We start from the raw sequence: 19,363 nt of genomic DNA, 5'->3' as shown, positions 1-19,363 counted from the left end.
TATGCGCCCTAATACCATGAATTACAGCAATTTAACAGCGCGTAGCCCGAAAAGTAAACCCACCGCCAGGGCAAAAAATCCGCCCAAAAGCAGCACGTAAGAAATAACTCCAAGCATTTGTGTTTCTCCATTAGCTATAAAGAATATTGAAACATTAGTTGAAGTAATTGCAGCGCCCAGTCGCCAATTGAAATATTTGCTATGCCTATTATTAGTGTAAATCTACCTTCTGAGTCTTACGACATTGCGATCGCACCAGGCAACTTAGAATTGCTGGGTGAAAAAATGGCTACCCTCAAATTGGGTAAAAAAGTTTTATTAGTATCCAACCCCTCAGTGTTTGGTCATTATGGGGAAAGAGCGGTTTCATCTCTCTTAAATGCAGGCTTCGATGTTACAACTTGTCTTCTCAAGGATGGCGAACAATACAAAAACTTAACCTCTGTTGGGCAAATCTACGACAAAGCCCTAGAAAACCGCCTAGAACGCGCGTCAACGATGGTTGCTTTAGGTGGGGGCGTAATTGGAGATATGACGGGCTTCGCGGCGGCTACATGGCTAAGAGGGATTAATTTTGTTCAAGTCCCTACTACGTTATTGTCAATGGTTGATGCTTCTATTGGTGGCAAAACAGGTGTGAATCATCCCCAAGGCAAAAATTTAATTGGCGCATTCCATCAGCCACGATTGGTACTAATTGATCCGCAAGTATTGGACACTTTACCTGTGCGGGAGTTTCAAGCCGGGATGGCAGAAGTAATTAAGTATGGAATAATTTGGGACTTGGATTTGTTTGAGCAAATGGAAGCGTGCGATCGCCTAGACGAAATGCCTGCTCTTTCTCCTAGCTTGGTGCAAACTATTTTAGCCCGTTCTTGTCAAGCTAAAGCTGATGTCGTCAGTAAAGATGAAAAAGAAGCCGGATTAAGGGCAATTCTCAATTATGGTCATACTATCGGTCATGCGGTAGAAAGCTTGACAGGCTATCGCTCGATTAATCATGGTGAAGCTGTAGCAATTGGCATGGTAGCGGCGGGAAAACTCGCCCTGGGAATGAATTTGTGGGATGCAGAGTCGCAAGCACGTCATGTTGCGCTAATTCAAAAAGCTGGACTTACAACTACTTTGCCGTCAGGAATAGATATTAATGCGATTATTGACTCTTTACAAACTGACAAAAAAGTTAAAGCAGGTAAAGTTAGATTTGTGCTACCTACTCAAATTGGTGCAGTCGAAATAACTGACCAAGTGCCAACAGATTTGATTGGTCAAGTTTTGCAGCAGATGCAATGAATTTAGCTTTTTATTTCTTTAAGAACATTCTCGACTCAATACAAGTTTTCGATTTGGTAGCCGATACACGCCTTGGGGTTCAATAATGGGGTCGCCTTTTTGCCAAGAACGATTAGGGTGAGTATTTGAAGTTGTGATATCACTTGGTAGAGTTGCCATGTCTACTGTGGGAAAGCTAGATATTTGAGCATCTCCAGGACGCTGCGGTAAGCCCCCAGTTCCTGTAATCGTGAAGCTGCCCATAGTCGGTTGATTGCGGCGGACAATGCAGCTATTGGCGAGGATGCTGTCGGTGTTAAGTTGATTTTCTGGTAATTCAATCAGGCTATTTTGGATAAAGGTGACATCGGGTATGGTGATGATGCCACTGACAGCGCCAGTGGCATTAATGTCAACTTGGTTATTGTTATCAAGCCCACTAAGATTAGTGCTACCAGGAGCAGGACGGTAGTTTTCACCGAAGAAGGCAGGAGTATTGAGGGTTATGTCTCCGCCCTTGCCATCACGCGCAAAAGCGAGGATATCGCTGTTATCAAAAGCAAGGATATAGTCAGCAGTCAGAGTAATGTTACCGCCGTCGTCTGCACCAGAAGCGACATTACCTCTGATGTCAGAGTCGCCAACTAGGCGGATATTTCCAGCCTTGATTGCGATCGCACCTCCACCAGAACGGCTAGTGCTAGTACTAATTGTGCCATCATCAGCTTGTAAAGTTTCGCGGGCTGTAATGTCTGTATTGCCAGATGTTCCTTCTCCTGAGCTACGGCTAGATATGACTGCCCCACCCTGCACTAGCAAGCGCCCTGTATCAATCGTTAAGTTTCCTGAATCCCCACTTCCTTGACTCCGAACAGACAATCCACTAGCAAACTGACTATTGGCGGAGGTACCAATCAACTCAACTGAGTCATGAGCAACTATCTGCAAGTGGCCGCCCTTGCCTTCACCTTCAGTAATGGCTGATACCTGCGCCCCATCGCGCACCAGCAAGCGCCCCGTTTTAATTGTCACATTCCCTGCATTCCCACTTCCCAAACTCGTAGCAAACAAGCCACTAACAAACTCACTCTTGGCGGATTCTCCAACCATCTCGACCGAGTCAGCAACTATCTGCAAGTTGCCGCCCTTGCCTTCACCTCCAGTAATGGCTGATACCTGCGCCCCATCTTGCAACAGCAAGCGCCCCGTTTCAATTGTCACATTTCCTGCATCCCCACGCCCTTCACTCTGTGCAGACAAGCCACTAACAAACTCACTCTTGGCGGATTCGCCAACCATCTCGACCGAGTCAGCAACTATTTGCAAGTTGCCGCCTTTGCCTTCACCTCCAGTACTGGCTGATATCTGTGACCCATCGCGCACCAGCAAGCGGCCCGTGTCAATCGTCAAATTCCCTGCATCCCCTCCATCCCCTCCACTTCCTTCACTCTGAGCCAACAAACCACTGCCAACCTGTCTATTGGGTGATTCTCCCACCACCTCGACTGACTCACTAGCAGATATCTGCAAGTTGCCGCCCTTGCCTGCACCGGACGTAGTGGCTGATACCTCTGCCCCACCCTGCACCAGCAAGCGACCTGTATTAATCGTTAAGTTTCCTCCAGTTCCCATTCCTGTAGGAGTCACATTAGCCCTCAAAAATGAATCCTCACCCAGAACAACCTCTGTTGTGCGGACTAGTAATTCGCCGCCATTTTCTGCTCCCAAGGTGTCAGCCCAAACATTGGAGTTTTGGCTCATCTCTAACCGCGCACCACGAATTTGAACATCACCGCCCCCCTCACCACTGGTATCCACAGACGCTCGGTTGGAGAGCGAAATATTGCCAAAATCAGCAATCGCGTCATACCCTAGGGCAAAGCCTTTTTCATTAGGGATCAAACTCACTTGACCCACTCCAGCGACACTACCGAGTTCAATTCTTCCCCCGGCTGCTGTCAGTTTTCCTCCCTGTATCAGCACATCCCCACCAATCAATCCGAGGGTGCGACTCGGTGGCACCTGTAGTCCTGGGGAATCACCTGCTGAATTAGGCTGACTAATGGAGCTTTGTGCTTGCGAACGATTAACAATCGATTGAGCGTTAATAGTATTAAACAATATTGCTGACGGACTAACCGTAAGTAAGTTACTCGCCTCTGGTTGCGTGGCGCTAAATAATCCCGTATCGCCCAACTTCACCGCATCCGCCGTTGTAGCGATAAATGAGCCTTGCACATCCAAACTTGCCCCAGAGCCGAACACAATGCCCCTAGGATTAATCAAAAACAAATTGGCATTGCCTAACACCCCGAGCCGTCCCAATATTTCCGAACTATTAGCCCCGGTAACGCGCGAGAAAATGTTTTCAATCCCTACTGAATTGGTGAAGTAAGCACCTCGCTCTGCACCGATATTAAATTGCTCAAAACTATGAAAGAGATTAGCACCGCGAGTTGCTCCACCATCAATGCGATCGCTCTCAATGCCCCGGATGACATCGGGTGTAGCTATAGAACTTTCAGCACCTAGCGTATTATCCGGCACGACTTGAGCCAAAACACCCCCGCTTATTGCGATACAGAATGTCCCAGCCATAGCAACGCAAGTCCCAATTTTCACCTGCCAGCACCCACTCAACCAGCTTTTCGCAATCATAAAGTAATCTCCTAAACTTTTTTAGCAATATATCACTGGCGTTTCTCGTCGATCAGCTTTCTTATGACGCGAGCCTAAAACCTTAGTTAATGACATATCCCCACCCTGCCTTACAAGGGCGAGGATGGGGCTGCTCTAACTTACATTGTTCAAAAATGTGAGTCTCGGGGTTTGGAAATGATGAAAGTATTATTCAAGTTCAACTAAGTTAATAAGCTGCCTTGCTGGTTAATACCTTCGGTATTGCTAGGGTCATCACTTCCTTCCCTATTTGGTGGGGCTGGTCTGGGTCTCCAAGCAATTGTCGTCGATGAAGCATCTAGATTAGCAATAGCAGTAGCGGCTGTTGCCAATCCTGCCCCAATTATTACAAAAAACATTGTAATAGCAATAGCCTTTCGTTTTATATTTGCTCCATCTTTGCTCTCACTAAAAAACTGATCGAAAGCCCATGCTTTTCTATTCAAACTGGTAAAGTTAAACATGATTTGTAGATTAATTTCAAGTTTTCATCTACTGCCTAACTTATTTAAAAATGTACTATTATGCAGTAGGAAAAAGTGGCTTGATTAATAAGTTATTTACATAAGAAAGTGCCTCAATTAATGATTCTTGTAACTAAAGTGCGATCGCACTTTATGAAAAGTGGGTTTTAATTAATAACTTATGCAACCAAAGTGTAAAAAAGTAGCAAAAAGTGGGGTTAAATTAATCTCAAAACTTTCGATAATAGGAAAGTTAAACAGGAAAAGCGTTCCCCGTCCTTGAGTTCAGCCCGAAGGGGGTTTGTTAGCAAACAAATATAAAGATCGGGCTACAGAAGTTGATACAATATCAACTAGATAAGTAAAAGCCAGTTTTTAAAGGTGGCATGAGCAAATCTATCTGGGTTTTAAGCCCAGGCACTCACTGCATTTTGCTCTGTCAAATAGAGCCTCTAAGCCTTGATGTCTTGTTCGCATAATTATCAATTAAAGCCATGAACTATCAGCCAGAACTTTCTTGGGAAGAGGTCAAAAAACTGGTTAATGAAATTAGCAGAAAAGTTGAGGGACACTATCTAAATGATATGCAAACGAAAGTATTGAAGGCAGCATACGATGGAATAAAATACTCTAGAGTTGAGAAAACTTCAGACGCTGATGCGGAACAAGTAAACGCTGAAAATGATAATTTTTATACAGAAGACCACTGCAAAAAAGTTGGTAAGGTCATATGGGATATGCTTACTAAGGAGTTAGGCGAAGAGGTAAAAAAGGCAAATTTTCGGCAACCTCTAAAGCGCCATAAAGAAAAGCAAGATAACGAAAAACAAGCTTCTCTACCGAAAACTAGACCAGCTTTGATGGAAGAAGCTAAAAACCCAGAACCCTTAGAGGTACAACGAGCGCCACTAGATCCTTACTTTTATATTGAGCGTCCCAACGTTGAATCTTTGGGTTACGATAAAATTAGAGAACCTGGAGCGCTAATTCGTATTACATCTGCCCAGGGAATGGGTAAAACCTTGCTGTTAGGGCAATGGCTTGAATATGCGAAACAGCAGGATTATGAATCAGTTAAATTAGATTTGAATCTTGCTGATAGGAATACTTTAACTAACTCAAACACCTTTTTGTACTGGTTCTGCGTTCAAGTTTCTAATGATTTAGCTGATGCTTTTACGAGTTTGGAACTTCAATCCAAAATAGAGGAATGCTGGCAAAATCCCGCCACAGCGAAGGAGAACTGTAATAGATACATTAAATATTTACTATCAAATAGTGAATGTCCTATAGTCATTGGTATAGATAATTGTGACTTGTTGATTGAATTTTATGATACTTACGAAGAATTTTTCTCGCTCCTACGGTTTTGGCATGATAGCAGCAAACAAAGCGACAGAGTTGGTAATATTTGGAGAAAACTGCGGGTAATTTTGGTTTGTTCCACTCAAGCTTATCCAAACTTACCTGATAATTATTCACCGTTCAATGTAGGAGTATCAGTTAAGTTACTAGACTTTAACCTTTCTGAGGTAACAACTTTTGCCAAGCATTATGAATTAGACCAACAGTTGGGAGAAGATGGATTGAGGCGGTTGATGGGTTTAGTAGGAGGACACCCAGAACTCATAAATCAGGCTTTAAGCAGTCTTAAGCATCAACAAACAACTTTAGAGAAACTTTTAACCCTTGCGCCAACAGAAGAAGGGATTTACAGCAACCATCTACGAAAGCTACTATCGATTTTACAAAAAAATCCTCAGTTAGAATCGGCGTATAAAAAAGTGCTAACGGCAAATGAATCCGTGAGACTAGATCCTGAAGTTGGGTTCAAACTCGACAGTATAGGGTTAGTGAAATATTCTAGTCATGATTGTAGTTCGCGTTACGATTTACATCGTCAGTACTTTTCTGAGCGTTTGGAGTAAGTTATGGTTGACCAGTACTATTACTCTGGATGTGTACCAGAAGACAACAGCACCTATGTAAAGCGAAAAGCCGATGAAGAATTATATGAAGCACTGAAAGCTGGTAAGTTTTGTTATGTGCTGAACTCAAGTCAAAGTGGAAAGAGCAGCTTGCGGATACGAACTGTACGCCGTTTACGAGACGATGGCATAGAATGTGCAGTTATTGACCTTAGTGGTGGAACTAGCAAAAACATCTCAGAAGAGGAATGGTATAAAGGGTTAGTTGAAAAACTTATTGATTATTTTGACCTAGATTTTAAATTTGCCGAGTGGTGGGAACGAAATCAGTCAGACTCAGGTGGAACACGATTTCGGAAGTTTATTGAAAAGATACTACTTGCCCAAATAGACGAAAATATTGTTATTTTTATTGATGAAATTGGTAGCGTTGTAAGTCTCAATTTTAATACTGATGATTTTTTTGTTTTCATTCGTTATTGTCATGAACGCCGTAATGACGAGCGCAAATATAAACGTCTTACCTTTTGTTTATTAGGAATTGCATCACCAAGCGATTTAATCAAAGATAAAAATATCACTGCGTTTAATATTGGCAAAGGTATCTTTTTAAAGCCATTCCAATCGAATGATAAAATTGAACCGTTAATAAAGGGTTTGCAGGGGATATATCCTGACCCAGAGGGGATATTTAAGCAAATTTTGGATTGGACAGGAGGACAACCGTTCCTGACACAAAAGCTGTGCGATTTGATGGTGAAAGAGTCTCAAGAAGAAAATCCACGTAATGTTGAACAGGTCGTGCGTCAGTGCATTATTGAAAACTGGGAAGCCCAAGACTATCCTCAACATTTACAAACGATTAGAGATAGGATTATTAAGAATAAAAACGCCCCTGCTCTGATAGGCTTGTGTCAGCGAATTTGTCAGGCGGAGAAATTTGAGATAATAGCAGATGATACTCCAGAGCAATATCACTTACAGCTTTCTGGATTAGTTGTCAAAGAAAAAAACAAATTAAGAGTTTACAACCCAATTTATAAAGAGATTTTTGACAATGATTGGATTGAAACTCAGTTGCAGACGTTTTGCCCTTACGCCGAAAATCTCAAAGCTTGGGTAGCTTCTGAATACAAAGATACCTCGCGATTGTTGAGGGGAGTGACACTGCTAGATGGTCAAAAATGGTCGAAGGATAAAAGTTTAAGTGACCGACATACCATGTTTTTATTAGCTAGTCAACAGGAGGAACAAAAATTAGCTAGATTAGAAATAGAGGCTGCATTGGAACGCGAGAAGCAGGACAAAGAAGCAGCAGAACAAAGAAGTCAAGTATTAGCTGAGGCTAACTATACATTGGCTGTAGCGAATAAGAAAGCTAAAAGTCGAACTCGCGTTGGAAATATTATTTTAGTAGCATTACTCATTTCAGCAAGCTTGGCAGGAGTTAAACTTAATCGCGTCCAGAACCAGCTTACAAATATCTCACTACTATCTGAATTAATCCCACAAATCCAGAGAAAGGATGAGCAAGAAGCGGCTGAGGCCACGAAACAATTAGGTTTGTCTCAAGATGAGGAAATTAAAGAGAACTACAATCTTCAACAAAGTCTCTTGTTAAGCAATATCGCCTTAGCATATCAGAATCTAGAGCAGCGGGAAGACGCTATAAAAACGATCAAAAAGAATACAAAACTATTAGGAGATGGAAATAGCCAAATCTCTCCTTTAGAAAAGGAAGTGCGCCTTTATTCATTAATAATACAAGGTAAAATATATAAAGAACAAGAGAATAATCAAGCAGCACTAGAATTTTATAAAAAAGCGTTTGGGTTACTTCAATCAAATACCCAGCAATTTAACCCTCATAATTCAAAAAATAAAATAATTACTCCTGATACTATAAAATCCTTACATTACGAATTAATTGAGTTGCTTACACCCAATCAAAACAATGATTTGTTGAGTAAAGTTAAACAATCTCAACAAGAGTATTTTTATGCTGAATTAAAAAACCTACTGCAAAATAATAAATTGAAAGAGGCTGACAATCTAACAGCCGAGATCGTGTGGGAACTATCGAACACATCGCAAGAGCGCAGGTTTCCAGCCGAAGTCGCTCAAAATTTCCCTTGTCAAGACTTACGTGCTATGGATGAGCTTTGGACAAACAGCGATCGACGTTTTGGCTTTAGTGTTCAAAAACGCATTTGGCGCGAGGTAAATGGAGATATTATTGAGTTTATGAGCCGTGTTGGGTGGGCGAGATTGGAGACGGACGCAGATGGGAACAGGACTCTTGTTTTTCTCCCTACAACCGACTTTTCTGGCGACGCTCTTAAAGAAGGTCAACTCCCTTGGTTAGTGACTTGGGAAGGAAGTGATGGAACTCGCGATCGCACAGCGTATTTAAATAGAATTTCCGAATGTTTGTCAGAGAATAGATAAGAACATACAACCCCTCTGCCACAAGATTATTAGTTGATAAAAACTATAAACTAATTCTGTAAATTTGGTAACATATTTTGCACATTGTTAATATTAAATAATGCTTAAAATCGTTTTTTAACTTTAATCAAAGCTACTTCATTAGTTTATAGATTTGTAGTTAGAAATACAATTTGCTGAGGAAATTTTTGCTTTATTATTTACAAGCAAATTTTTTGGGATTTGTAAAATAGCAATACAAAAATACTTAATCACATTTTTGTAGGCTATCAATCGAATATAATCCGTACAAGTTTTAGTCAGGATTCAAAAGCTTAAGTCCTACAGGGATAGCGATCGCCTCTAGCAAGCAAACAAGCAGGAGTGTATTATGCCAGAAGTGCTTTTTAAAGTTGACTTAAATAAGCCGATGACAGAACAAGATGCGGTGGGACATAATCGCTGGCATCCTGATATTCCGGCAGTAGCTTCTGTTAATCCCGGTACAGTATTTCGGATTGAGTGCAAAGACTGGACTGATGGACAAATTCACAATAATGATAGTCCTGAAGATATCCGCACAGTTAATTTAACTATTCCTCACGTTTTAAGCGGGCCGATCCACGTTAATGGTGCAGAACCAGGCGATTTGCTAGTCGTAGATATTTTAGATGTGGGAACTTTGCCCAACTATGAGTGGGGTTTTACAGGGATTTTTGCCAAAGAAAACGGCGGCGGCTTTTTAACAGAGCATTATCCAACAGCGCAAAAAGCAATTTGGGATTTGCAAGGCATCTATGCGCGCAGTCGTCACATTCCCGATGTAAAATTTGCTGGGATTCCTCACCCCGGATTAATTGGCTGCGCTCCTTCCCATGAATTGCTGGCTACTTGGAATAAACGGGAAGCGGAATTAGTCGCTACTGACCCCGATCGCGTACCAGCTTTAGCTTTACTTCCTAATCCAACTGATGCAATTTTAGGTTCTCTTAAAGGCGCGGAATTTGACCGCATAGCAAAAGAAGCTTGTAGGACAATTCCTCCCCGCGAACATGGGGGAAACTGCGACATTAAAAACTTGTCTAAAGGCTCAAAGGTTTATTTCCCCGTCTACGTTGAAGGTGCAAAGCTTTCAATGGGAGACATTCACTTTTCCCAAGGTGACGGAGAAATTACTTTTTGCGGCGCGATTGAGATGGCTGGCTACCTCGATTTGCACGTCGAATTAATTAAAGGCGGTGTAGAAAAATATAGCGTAGTTAACCCCATATTTAAGCCTGGCCCCGTTCAACCTCATTACTCAGAATTTTTGGTATTTGAAGGCATATCGGTAGATGAATTTTCGGGCAAACAGTATTATTTAGATGCTCATGTTGCCTATCGTCGTGCTTGCTTGAATGCGATCGCCTATTTCAAAAAGTTTGGCTATACAGGCGAACAAGTTTATTTGCTTTTAGGTTCGGCTCCCGTAGAAGGACGCATTAGCGGCATTGTAGATATTCCCAACGCTTGCTGTACGATCGCTGTACCCACCGCAATTTTTGAGCGTAACGTACTACCTACTTAGGTAAAAGCTAAACTCCAAATATTTTCCCCCTTTTTTAAGGGGAGTCAAAAAGCGGTGTAGCTGAACCTGACCGCTTTATTGACGTGGGTTAGGGGGGATCTCCAAATTAGTTTATCAAACCCACTAATCGCCAAAAACTTACTACCAAGGAAATAGCAACTAATGCCTTTATACGATTTTCGATGCAATTGCGGTGTATTTGAGCAAATTCGCAGCCTTCAACAAGCGGGGGAGCCGATATTTTGCCCAACGTGCCAAACTGTCGCCAAACGGCTGGTATCTGCGGTGGGCATACTCAAAACCCCCACCCAACTAAGCAAGCGAGTAGAACAAAGCGGCGAACCTCGCGTAGTGCAACGTCCAAACGCGCCCAATCATTCAACTCCTAAACACAACCATCATCACGGACGACCCTGGGCGATCGGTCACTAAGAAACTTCCCAATTACCAATTACCAATTCCCTGTTAAGATATATCTCTGCTAGTGCATCCCGGTCTGTTGCTGGCGGAGTTGACTTGCTTGTTCGAGCCATCCAACTAAACCACAAATTTTTTGCTCTTAGACTGGTTCCATTTTGATTTGGATAGGGGCAACTCTTGGAGCCATCGTATTTATGACATTTTCTGATCTTGGTCTTTCCCAAGACTTGCTTCGTGCTGTCGCCGAGCAGGACTACAACGAGCCTACACCCATTCAACAGCAAGCAATTCCAGCTATTTTACAAGGAAAAGATGTTTTCGCCAGCGCCCAAACAGGGACGGGTAAAACGGCGGGTTTCACCTTACCTCTATTGCAACTCCTCAACAATTCCAGTTCCCGCAAAGAGTATCGTACACCTCGCGCTCTAATCCTTCTCCCCACCCGCGAACTAGCTCAACAAGTAGGAGATAGTGTGAGAACCTATGGCAAATACCTACCCCTGCGTTCAGCTATCGTCTATGGTGGGATTGGTCTTAAACCGCAAATTCAAACCCTGCGCCAAGGCGTTGATATTGTCGTCGCTACTCCTGGTCGCTTACTAGACCACTTAGAGCAAAAAAACCTCGATCTTTCCCACATAGAAATACTTGTGCTGGATGAATGCGATCGGATGTTAGATATGGGCTTTATCCACGATATCCGCAAAATTTTGGCGAAATTGCCCTCCGCTCGGCAAACGCTGATGTTTTCCGCCACCTTTTCTAAAACCATCCAGCAACTTGCAAATACTCTGCTCAAAACTCCGGTTTTAATTGAGGTTGCTTCCCGCAATACCGCCTCTGAGCAAGTACAACAAGTCGTGCATCTGGTCGAACGCGATCGCAAGCGAGAATTACTCTCTTACATGATTAGCTTCCACAACTGGAAACAAGTGCTAGTTTTTACCCGGACAAAACACGGTGCTAGTCGTCTAGCCGAGCAGCTTGCCAAAGATGGTTTAAAAACCGCCGCGATTCATGGCAACAAAAGTCAAGCGGCTCGTCTCAAAGCTTTAAACGATTTTAAGCAAGGCAAGGTGCGGGTATTAGTCGCTACCGATGTAGCCTCACGGGGGCTAGATATAGAGAGGCTTCCTCATGTAGTAAATTTTGAACTGCCCAATGTTCCCGAAGACTACGTGCATCGCATCGGGCGCACAGGTCGCGCCGGAATGGAAGGCTGCGCCGTTTCTTTAGTCTGCAAAGATGAATATCCATTTTTGACCAGTATCGAAAAATTGCTCAACTACACTATTGTTAAAGTCCCAGTCCCAGGCTACGAGCCGAACTTTACACCACCATCGGCGGCAGAGCCTTCGCAGGTTAAACGCTCTAAGCAACGTCGTAGTAATTGGTCAAAGTCTCCCTCGCCAGCCAAACCTGTAAAAAGCCGCGCTCAAAACTAACTGCATTCTAGAACGCAACCTAACTAGAATGCAAAACTAAGTAACTGCTAATTTGCAGCGATTCCTTCTTGTCTAGCTGCTCTTTGAACTGCCCCAGCCACCGCACTTACAACCCGCTCATCAAACACTGAGGGGACAATGTGTTGGCGGTTGAGGTCAGAGGGTTTGACTAAAGACGCGATCGCATAGGCTGCTTCTAAATACATTGTTGTCGTAATAGTGGAGGCACGACAGTCTAAAGCACCGCGAAATACCCCAGGAAAAGCCAATACATTATTAATTTGGTTGGGGTAATCGCTTCTCCCCGTCGCCATCACTGCTACGTAGTCAGTTACAAGTTCTGGCTGAATTTCTGGAATCGGGTTTGCCATCGCAAAGACAATCGGCTCGCTTGCCATTGAGCGCACCATTTCTGGCGTAACTACCCCCGGAGCGCTCACCCCAATAAATACATCTGAACCCATCATCGCCGCCGCTAAACCGCCCATTTTATTGATCGCAAACTCTAGCTTTTCGGGGGTCATATCCGGGCGCTGAGTAGATAAAATGCCTTTAGAGTCGCACATCCAAATAGTTTCGGCTCCAGCTTTACGCAACAAGCGCGCGATCGCAACTCCTGCCGCCCCCGCACCGTTAATAATGATTTTTATCTTAGCTAAAGGCTTGTTGACCAGCTTCAGGGCGTTAATTAATGCCGCTAAAGTTACAATTGCCGTGCCGTGTTGGTCATCGTGGAAAACAGGAATATTCAATTGTTCGCGCAGTAGCTTTTCAATTTCAAAGCAACGAGGGGCGGCAATATCTTCTAAGTTTACCCCGCCAAATACGGGGGCAATTTGCTTAACCGTTTCCACAATAGTTTTAGTATCTTGACTAGCTAGGCAAATGGGAAAAGCATCAATCCCGGCAAATTCTTTAAACAGCATCGCTTTACCTTCCATTACAGGCAGTGCTGCTTCTGGCCCCAAATTACCTAAACCTAATACCGCACTACCATCAGTAACGATCGCTACGGTATTTTGCTTAATAGTTAAATGGTAAGCCTGTTCGGGGTCAGTGGCTATTGCCATACAAATTCTGCCCACTCCTGGAGTGTAAGCCATTGCCAAATCTGCCAAGCTTTTAATGGGAATGCGACTTGTAATGCTAATTTTGCCGCCGCGATGCAAATTAAAAGTGCGATCATAGACATCTATTAATTTAATGTCGGGTAAAACTTTAATCGATTCAACAATTGTTTCGGCGTGTTCGGTACTAGCCGCATCCACGGTAATATCACGAATCGAAACATCGCGGGTTTGCTCGATCAAGTCGATTTGACCGAGATTTCCGCCCGCCAGTGCGATCGCACCAGTTACACTTGCCAGCATTCCCACCCGGTTAGGAATTTCTAAGCGTAGCGTCAAACTAAAGCTAGAGTTGGGGGTCAAATTTACCATGCTAAGTACCGCGATTATTATCTGTTATTGAAGCAATACATATTAGAAAATAATTGGTCATTGGATATTACCAATTACCAATTACCAATTACCAATTACCCATTCCTTATAAATTGGCACAAATTGCGATCGCAAACTGATAGTAATTTGACAGATAAGCCATTAAATAGCTCTACTGGTACGCATTGAGGTGACAAATTGCTCAAATAAATAATCAGCATCGTGGGGGCCAGGGCTGGCTTCGGGGTGGTATTGTACCGAAAACATTGGTAAGGTTTTATGCTTTAATCCGGCAACCGTGCGATCGTTGAGGTTGAGATGAGTAATTTCTACGTCCGCACCAGGTAAGGAATCGGGATCGAGGGCAAAACTATGATTTTGGCTAGTAATTTCTACTTGTCGCGCTAACCCCGCAGGCTGATTTAAGCCGCGATGACCAAATTTGAGTTTATAAGTTTGAGCGCCCAAAGATAAGCCCAAAATTTGATGCCCCATACAAATCCCAAATACAGGTTTTTGGCAACTTAGTAAGGCTTTGGTTGTTTCTATTCCTTCGATATTTGCGGCAGGATCACCAGGGCCATTAGAAAGAAATATTCCATCAGGATTGTATTTCATAATCTCGTCGGCGGGCATACTTGCTGGGACAACAATTACTCTGCAACCATAACTTGCTAATCGGCGTAAAATATTGCGCTTAACGCCAAAATCTAGGGCGACTACAGTTAGTTGTTTTTCGACTATTGGCTCACTAACGGGTTTAAATTCCCAGACGTTAGTTGTCGGCTCTAACCATTCGTAAACGTCTTTTGTCGTTACTTCTTTGACTAAATTTAAGCCTGCCATAGTAGGCGCTGTTTGGACTAATTCTAATAAATCTGTTTCGTCAAGCTCGGTCGAAATGCCGCCATTCATTGCCCCTAATACCCGAATTTTCCGAGTTAAAGCGCGAGTATCAATGCCATAGATTCCTGGTATATTGTGCTTTTTGAGGTAGTCAGTCAAACTACTGGTAGAGCGCCAGTTGCTAGGGCGATCGCAGATATTGCGCGCGATCGCTCCTCTTACTTGCGGACGGCTTGATTCTTCGTCTTCAATATTCACTCCAGTATTGCCAATTTCGGGATAGGTAAAAACTATCATCTGACCGCGATAACTAGGATCGGTCAATACTTCTTGATAGCCCGTCATTCCGGTATTAAAAACTACTTCTCCGGTCGTTGTTCCCGTAGCTCCAAAAGACCAACCGCGATAGGTTGTGCCATCAGCAAGGACTAAGATAGCGGGTTTAGCATTGGCAAACGGTGTAGGCATTTTCAATAATTAGGCTATTTTACGCACATTGCGATCATTATGCCATGAGTCGTTTTTAACGGTTGTTGATTTTGTCGGGATGCGATCGCATTACGCGCGCGATCCTCCTTAACATTTCGGTACTTACGCCCAAAAGATCCCCCAACACCCTTAAAAAGGAGCTTTTATTTTCCTCTTAGAAATAAATCGATTTACTGCTTGTACAAGCCTCCAACACCCTTAAAAAGGAGCTTTTATTTCCCCCCTTTTTCAAGGGGGGTTAGGGGGGATCAAGTTTTGAATCAGTCCTAAATTCATCAACCCATCTTTTATTTCTTATGGAAATCTTTGATAAAAAAGCTCTACAGTAAATTAATATACCTTAATATTTTTTCTAATAAACTTGTGCAAGAAGATTTTAGACTAATTGTTGATTTAGTATTAGTCCTTGCAGTGTCGGCGGTAGGTGGACTACTAGCGGCATTGTTTCGCCAACCAGTTTTACTTGGCTACTTAGTCGGTGGGGTGGTGATTGGGCCAGCAGGATTAGGATTAATTAAAGAACTAATCCAAGTCGAAACCTTAGCCCAATTCGGCGTTGCCTTTTTATTATTTGCTTTAGGAGTGGAATTTTCCCTTGCTGAACTAAAAAAAGTCCAGCTAATTAGTTTGGGTGGCGGGGGTTTGCAAATTGTGCTTACTATTATCGGTACTGCCATAGTGTCGGTAGGTGTGGGATGGGTAAGTTCTCCGGCCCAAGGAGTGTTTTTAGGGGCAATTTTATCACTTTCATCTACCGCCGTTGTTTTGAAGTGCTTGATGGAGCGCAACGAAACAGAAACGCCCCACGGTCAAGTTATGTTAGGGATGTTGGTAGTCCAAGACTTGGCGCTAGGACTAATGCTGGCGGTTTTACCTGCTTTGGAGCAACCCCCGGAAACTATTGGTATAGCTGTAGGTACGGCATTAATTAAAATTGGTTTATTTGCCGCCGGAGCAGTGGTAGCAGGAATTTGGCTAATTCCACCATTATTAAGGTTATTGGCAAGAACGGAGAGTAAGGAGTTATTTTTATTAGGTGTAGTGGCGCTGTGTTTGGGGATTGCCTTACTTACCGAGCATTTGGGATTATCAATTGAAATGGGCGCTTTTGTCGCTGGATTGATGATTTCTGAGGTGGAATACGCCGACCAAACTTTAACTTATGTCGAGCCACTGAGAGATATTTTTGCAACTTTATTTTTTGCGGCGATTGGGATGCTAATCGATCCGTTCTTTTTGTGGCAAAACTTAGAGTTGATTTTGGGGCTAGTATTGCTGGTATTTGTGGGCAAGTTTGCGATCGTTACGCCGCTTGTAAAAATATTTCACTATCCCTGGAAAACCGCTTTGATGGTAGGTTTGGGACTAGCGCAAATTGGAGAGTTTTCCTTTGTTTTAGCCAGCGAAGGGCTATCAATGGGTTTAGTTTCTCGCCGGGTGTACTTATTAATTTTGGGAACAACCGCCGTAACCCTCGTTTTAACGCCGTTTGTATTGCGTTTAGTACCCAAAATACTCGAATTACCTTGGTTGAGGTCTTTGATTGAATCTGGTGATGTGGCGATCGCCGAATCTGACGAATTACCCCAACAAAATCATATAGTAGTATGCGGTTACGGGCGCGTGGGGCGCAATTTGGTTAAATTAGTCCAAGCACACGGCTACCCAATTGTTGTAATTGAACAGTCTGAAAGCAGGATTCAGCAGTTACGCGAAGCGGGGGTTGCTTACGTCTACGGCAATGCGGCAAGTTTTCACGTACTAGAAACGGCGGGAGTAGAAAGAGCAAAATCTTTAGCAATTACTTTACCCGATCCCATGAGTACGCGGTTGTGTTTAAAACGGGCTTTAGAACTATCTCCCGACTTAGACTTGATAGTACAAGCAAATCACGATAAAGACATTGAAACTCTGTACCAATTGGGAGCGCAGGAAGTAGTACAGCCCGAATTTGAGGCAAGCTTAGAATTAGCTAATCATTTATTAACCAAAATGGGCTTGTCGGCGAGTACGATGCAATTAGAAATGCAGCAAATTCGCAATCATCATTATTTAGATTTGCGCCCAGAGCGATCGCCTGCCCAAGTAGCACGAGAATTAGATCAAGCTACTCAAGATATGAACAGGCGTTGGTATGCTTTGCCCGACGGCTCTCCGCTTACGGGGATGACTATAGAAGAAGCAGATATGCGCTACTTGACGGGAGTTAGCTTAATGGCCGTGCGGCGCTTAAGTGGTGAGGAACTTGATTATCCTGATGGCAAAACAATTTTAGCCCCAGGCGATCGCTTATTAATAGTTGGGCAAGGCGAGGAGTTAACCGCTTTTGATGAATTAGCTAAAGGTGCAGCAACTCTCCCAGCAGAAAACAATCCTTGTCATTGGCTATTTGTATCTAATAATAGTCCGGCAGTGGGGCAAAGTCTCGCCGATCTTGATATCCGCCGTCAGTATGCGGTGCAGATTCAAGCGATTCGCCGCGATGGTAAGTTTATTCGTTTTCCTGATGGTAGTATGCACTTGCAAGCCGGAGATCAGTTGCTATTGTGTGGTGGCTTCTCGTCATTGAATGAATTAGAGCAATTAGTTAATCCAGGCGCGACAAGTAAAGTTATTTCTAACGTACCCATTGAATCGGAAACTTTGAGATAGTATTTGCGATGGTTGGCGGGAAATGTAAAAAAACTGCTAGGTCTTAATAAAAGACTTAGCAGTGAGAAAAGTGCGATAGAGCCACAAGCTCGCAGAGCTTCGCATTTTTAGTTTAGAAGTGCGAAGCTCTGTAACTTATTAATTAAGCTTGTTTTTCTTGTCTGCGCTTTAGTAGCTTCTTGCCACCCAAAGCACCAAAAGCTAAAATACCCAACATCGAAGCTGGTTCGGGGACGGGTTCGCTGCTAACATTATCTACTAGCAAACCAGATTGAACTTTGCGATCGCCTGAATTTATTACTCCAAAACCCAAAGTATAGTTACCAGCCGTAGCGATAGTATAAGAAGTCGTTTGATAACCAGTTTCTTCGCGAAATTCTGACAAAGAATCAACAAAGGAGACAGTAGTATCTGCTAATTCTGTTAAGCCAGTAAGTGAAAAGAAGGCAAAGTCATTGTTACGAGCGTTTGGCGTACCTTCATTAGTTAAGAAGTTCCAATCAAAACTAACCACATCTCCAGCACTTGCTGTGAAGGTTTGTTTGATAGCTGCACCGCTATTGGCTACGCCGTTCCCTAAAGTGCTTAGGCTACCACGAGTTAAACCTAAAAATTTTTCTATAGAAACCGCAGGAGCCTTACTGTTAGTAACTAGACTAGCCTGATAATAACCATCTGTGGTGTCAACGCCATAGGCGTTGGTGTCAACTGCTGCTGTACCAATTTTTTCCCATCCAGTAAAATCACCACTTTCAAAGCTACCGTTAATAACTGCGGCTTGAGAAGGTGCAGCAACTAGAACTGTTGACAGACTAAGTAAACCTAATACACTGGCAGCTAAAGTTGAACTTTTTGCAAGGATAGACATGAAATTGAATGCTCCAAAAAAGGTAATTGTTGATGCTACGGAAGTTTTGACATAATATTTGTGTCGGGATACTCGCAGATAATTTAACCTTGGCGGAAATTACTGTAACCCAACTGCAATATTTGTATTTACGTAAGTCACTGAGTAGTTAAATTTACGTAAACTGGAAATCTGTTTCTTAATTAAAGATGACATAACTTCTATTTATAGTTGCGGTTTATACTTGTATTTCATCAAAAAAATATACTTGCAACTAAGTAAATCAGACTACTAAAATGTATCAACTGCTCTGCGTACAAGAGTTTTACCCTTACTTGAGGATAAAAAGCTCTAGGAAAGTATCGTAAACTTTCTATAAACTATTAAAATTAAGTAATCCTGTTTACCTAAGCTCACAATTGCTAGTAAATATACGGAAAAGCGAAGCCCGTAACCGGGCGCACTCCCGCCTAAAATATAGTGCAAAGCTCTGCGAGCTTGTGGCTCTATAGCAGCAGTTATAAAGCACAAAAGTAGCCTCAGAAGCTACTTTCGCCAGCTTAGAAGCAAAAAAACTTTGCTACCCTTAAAACTATGTACTCGTCGGTTCTTCTTCTTTGACGCGGCGAATCGGCAAGTTAGCAATTAAAGCCGTTGTTCGTTGGTTATTTTCTAAGCAAAACTCCAACCCATCTATCTCAAGTTCTACGTAGCGCGACACCACTTCCAAAATTTCCAGGCGCATTTTTTCTAGCATTTCTGGGTTGAGAGCGGCGCGATCATGGGAAATAACCACCTGTAGCCGTCGCTTGACTTCCGAGCGACTGCTGTTATCACTATTACGAGGCAGAGGAAAAAGCCGATCCAAAAATTCACCGATCATAGCAG

The 19,363-nt window shown here is 43.0% G+C and carries 14 protein-coding genes; 7 read left to right on the top strand and 7 right to left on the bottom strand.

Annotated elements, in window-relative coordinates:
• Positions 1-21 precede the first annotated feature (21 nt).
• Positions 22-117, bottom strand: coding sequence for a cytochrome b6-f complex subunit PetL (locus C7B70_RS08220; RefSeq protein WP_106368580.1), 96 nt, complete (start codon positions 115-117; stop codon positions 22-24).
• Positions 118-201: 84 nt separating this feature from the next.
• Here C7B70_RS08220 and aroB point away from each other — a divergent pair, with 84 nt between their 5' ends.
• Positions 202-1,293 (top strand): 3-dehydroquinate synthase, encoded by a 1,092-nt coding sequence (gene aroB / locus C7B70_RS08215; RefSeq protein WP_106368579.1) that lies wholly within the window; start codon positions 202-204, stop codon positions 1,291-1,293.
• A gap of 18 nt (positions 1,294-1,311) precedes the next feature.
• Here the strand turns inward: aroB and C7B70_RS08210 are convergent, their stop codons facing one another.
• Positions 1,312-3,930, bottom strand: a complete 2,619-nt coding sequence (locus tag C7B70_RS08210) for an S-layer family protein (protein WP_106368578.1) — start codon at positions 3,928-3,930, stop codon at positions 1,312-1,314.
• A gap of 203 nt (positions 3,931-4,133) precedes the next feature.
• The gene (locus tag C7B70_RS27610) at positions 4,134-4,310 is read right to left on the bottom strand and encodes a hypothetical protein (RefSeq protein ID WP_233220854.1); all 177 of its coding nucleotides are present in this window, start codon (positions 4,308-4,310) and stop codon (positions 4,134-4,136) included.
• 599 nt (positions 4,311-4,909) lie between these two features.
• Here C7B70_RS27610 and C7B70_RS08200 point away from each other — a divergent pair.
• The 5 genes from C7B70_RS08200 (at position 4,910) to C7B70_RS08180 (ending at position 12,202) form a co-directional block, all read left to right on the top strand.
• Complete coding sequence (locus C7B70_RS08200; RefSeq protein ID WP_106368576.1) at positions 4,910-6,343, top strand: AAA-like domain-containing protein; 1,434 nt, start codon at positions 4,910-4,912, stop codon at positions 6,341-6,343.
• A gap of 3 nt (positions 6,344-6,346) precedes the next feature.
• Entirely contained in the window at positions 6,347-8,791 is a 2,445-nt protein-coding gene (locus C7B70_RS08195; RefSeq protein ID WP_106368575.1) for an AAA-like domain-containing protein, read from the top strand.
• A gap of 370 nt (positions 8,792-9,161) precedes the next feature.
• On the top strand, positions 9,162-10,337 hold the full coding sequence (gene fmdA, locus C7B70_RS08190; protein ID WP_106368574.1) for a formamidase: 1,176 nt from the start codon (positions 9,162-9,164) through the stop codon (positions 10,335-10,337).
• 162 nt (positions 10,338-10,499) lie between these two features.
• Positions 10,500-10,769 (top strand): FmdB family zinc ribbon protein, encoded by a 270-nt coding sequence (locus C7B70_RS08185; protein WP_106368573.1) that lies wholly within the window; start codon positions 10,500-10,502, stop codon positions 10,767-10,769.
• A 182-nt stretch (positions 10,770-10,951) separates the two neighbouring features.
• Positions 10,952-12,202 (top strand): DEAD/DEAH box helicase, encoded by a 1,251-nt coding sequence (locus C7B70_RS08180; protein WP_106368572.1) that lies wholly within the window; start codon positions 10,952-10,954, stop codon positions 12,200-12,202.
• A gap of 47 nt (positions 12,203-12,249) precedes the next feature.
• On the opposite strand, the gene C7B70_RS08175 is transcribed toward C7B70_RS08180, so the two are convergent.
• A complete protein-coding gene (locus C7B70_RS08175; RefSeq protein WP_106368571.1) occupies positions 12,250-13,641 on the bottom strand; it encodes a malic enzyme-like NAD(P)-binding protein in 1,392 nt (463 codons plus the stop codon).
• Positions 13,642-13,803: 162 nt separating this feature from the next.
• A complete protein-coding gene (gene carA / locus C7B70_RS08170) occupies positions 13,804-14,955 on the bottom strand; it encodes a glutamine-hydrolyzing carbamoyl-phosphate synthase small subunit (protein WP_106368570.1) in 1,152 nt (383 codons plus the stop codon).
• Positions 14,956-15,339: 384 nt separating this feature from the next.
• Here carA and C7B70_RS08165 point away from each other — a divergent pair, with 384 nt between their 5' ends.
• The gene (locus C7B70_RS08165; RefSeq protein WP_106368569.1) at positions 15,340-17,628 is read left to right on the top strand and encodes a cation:proton antiporter; all 2,289 of its coding nucleotides are present in this window, start codon (positions 15,340-15,342) and stop codon (positions 17,626-17,628) included.
• 142 nt (positions 17,629-17,770) lie between these two features.
• Here the strand turns inward: C7B70_RS08165 and C7B70_RS08160 are convergent, their stop codons facing one another.
• Both C7B70_RS08160 and minE read right to left on the bottom strand, forming a co-directional pair.
• Positions 17,771-18,496, bottom strand: a complete 726-nt coding sequence (locus C7B70_RS08160; protein WP_199192138.1) for a PEP-CTERM sorting domain-containing protein — start codon at positions 18,494-18,496, stop codon at positions 17,771-17,773.
• Positions 18,497-19,067: 571 nt separating this feature from the next.
• Positions 19,068-19,358 (bottom strand): cell division topological specificity factor MinE, encoded by a 291-nt coding sequence (minE, locus tag C7B70_RS08155; protein WP_106368568.1) that lies wholly within the window; start codon positions 19,356-19,358, stop codon positions 19,068-19,070.
• Positions 19,359-19,363: the final 5 nt, after the last annotated feature.

This window comes from Chlorogloea sp. CCALA 695, from assembly GCF_003003885.1.
Classification (GTDB): Bacteria; Cyanobacteriota; Cyanobacteriia; order Cyanobacteriales; family Chroococcidiopsidaceae; genus Aliterella.
This window is presented reverse-complemented; position numbering and strand designations above follow the sequence as displayed.

What these genes read in the sequence shown, in the direction of transcription:
- C7B70_RS08160 (WP_199192138.1), bottom strand. Translation starts at nt 18,496, where the DNA reads ATGTCTATCCTTGCAAAAAGTTCAACTTTAGCTGCCAGTGTATTAGGT.
- fmdA (WP_106368574.1), top strand. Translation starts at nt 9,162, where the DNA reads ATGCCAGAAGTGCTTTTTAAAGTTGACTTAAATAAGCCGATGACAGAA.
- minE (WP_106368568.1), bottom strand. Translation starts at nt 19,358, where the DNA reads ATGATCGGTGAATTTTTGGATCGGCTTTTTCCTCTGCCTCGTAATAGT.
- C7B70_RS08200 (WP_106368576.1), top strand. Translation starts at nt 4,910, where the DNA reads ATGAACTATCAGCCAGAACTTTCTTGGGAAGAGGTCAAAAAACTGGTT.
- C7B70_RS08195 (WP_106368575.1), top strand. Translation starts at nt 6,347, where the DNA reads ATGGTTGACCAGTACTATTACTCTGGATGTGTACCAGAAGACAACAGC.
- C7B70_RS27610 (WP_233220854.1), bottom strand. Translation starts at nt 4,310, where the DNA reads ATGTTTTTTGTAATAATTGGGGCAGGATTGGCAACAGCCGCTACTGCT.
- C7B70_RS08210 (WP_106368578.1), bottom strand. Translation starts at nt 3,930, where the DNA reads ATGATTGCGAAAAGCTGGTTGAGTGGGTGCTGGCAGGTGAAAATTGGG.
- aroB (WP_106368579.1), top strand. Translation starts at nt 202, where the DNA reads ATGCCTATTATTAGTGTAAATCTACCTTCTGAGTCTTACGACATTGCG.
- carA (WP_106368570.1), bottom strand. Translation starts at nt 14,955, where the DNA reads ATGCCTACACCGTTTGCCAATGCTAAACCCGCTATCTTAGTCCTTGCT.
- C7B70_RS08180 (WP_106368572.1), top strand. Translation starts at nt 10,952, where the DNA reads ATGACATTTTCTGATCTTGGTCTTTCCCAAGACTTGCTTCGTGCTGTC.
- C7B70_RS08175 (WP_106368571.1), bottom strand. Translation starts at nt 13,641, where the DNA reads ATGGTAAATTTGACCCCCAACTCTAGCTTTAGTTTGACGCTACGCTTA.
- C7B70_RS08220 (WP_106368580.1), bottom strand. Translation starts at nt 117, where the DNA reads ATGCTTGGAGTTATTTCTTACGTGCTGCTTTTGGGCGGATTTTTTGCC.
- C7B70_RS08185 (WP_106368573.1), top strand. Translation starts at nt 10,500, where the DNA reads ATGCCTTTATACGATTTTCGATGCAATTGCGGTGTATTTGAGCAAATT.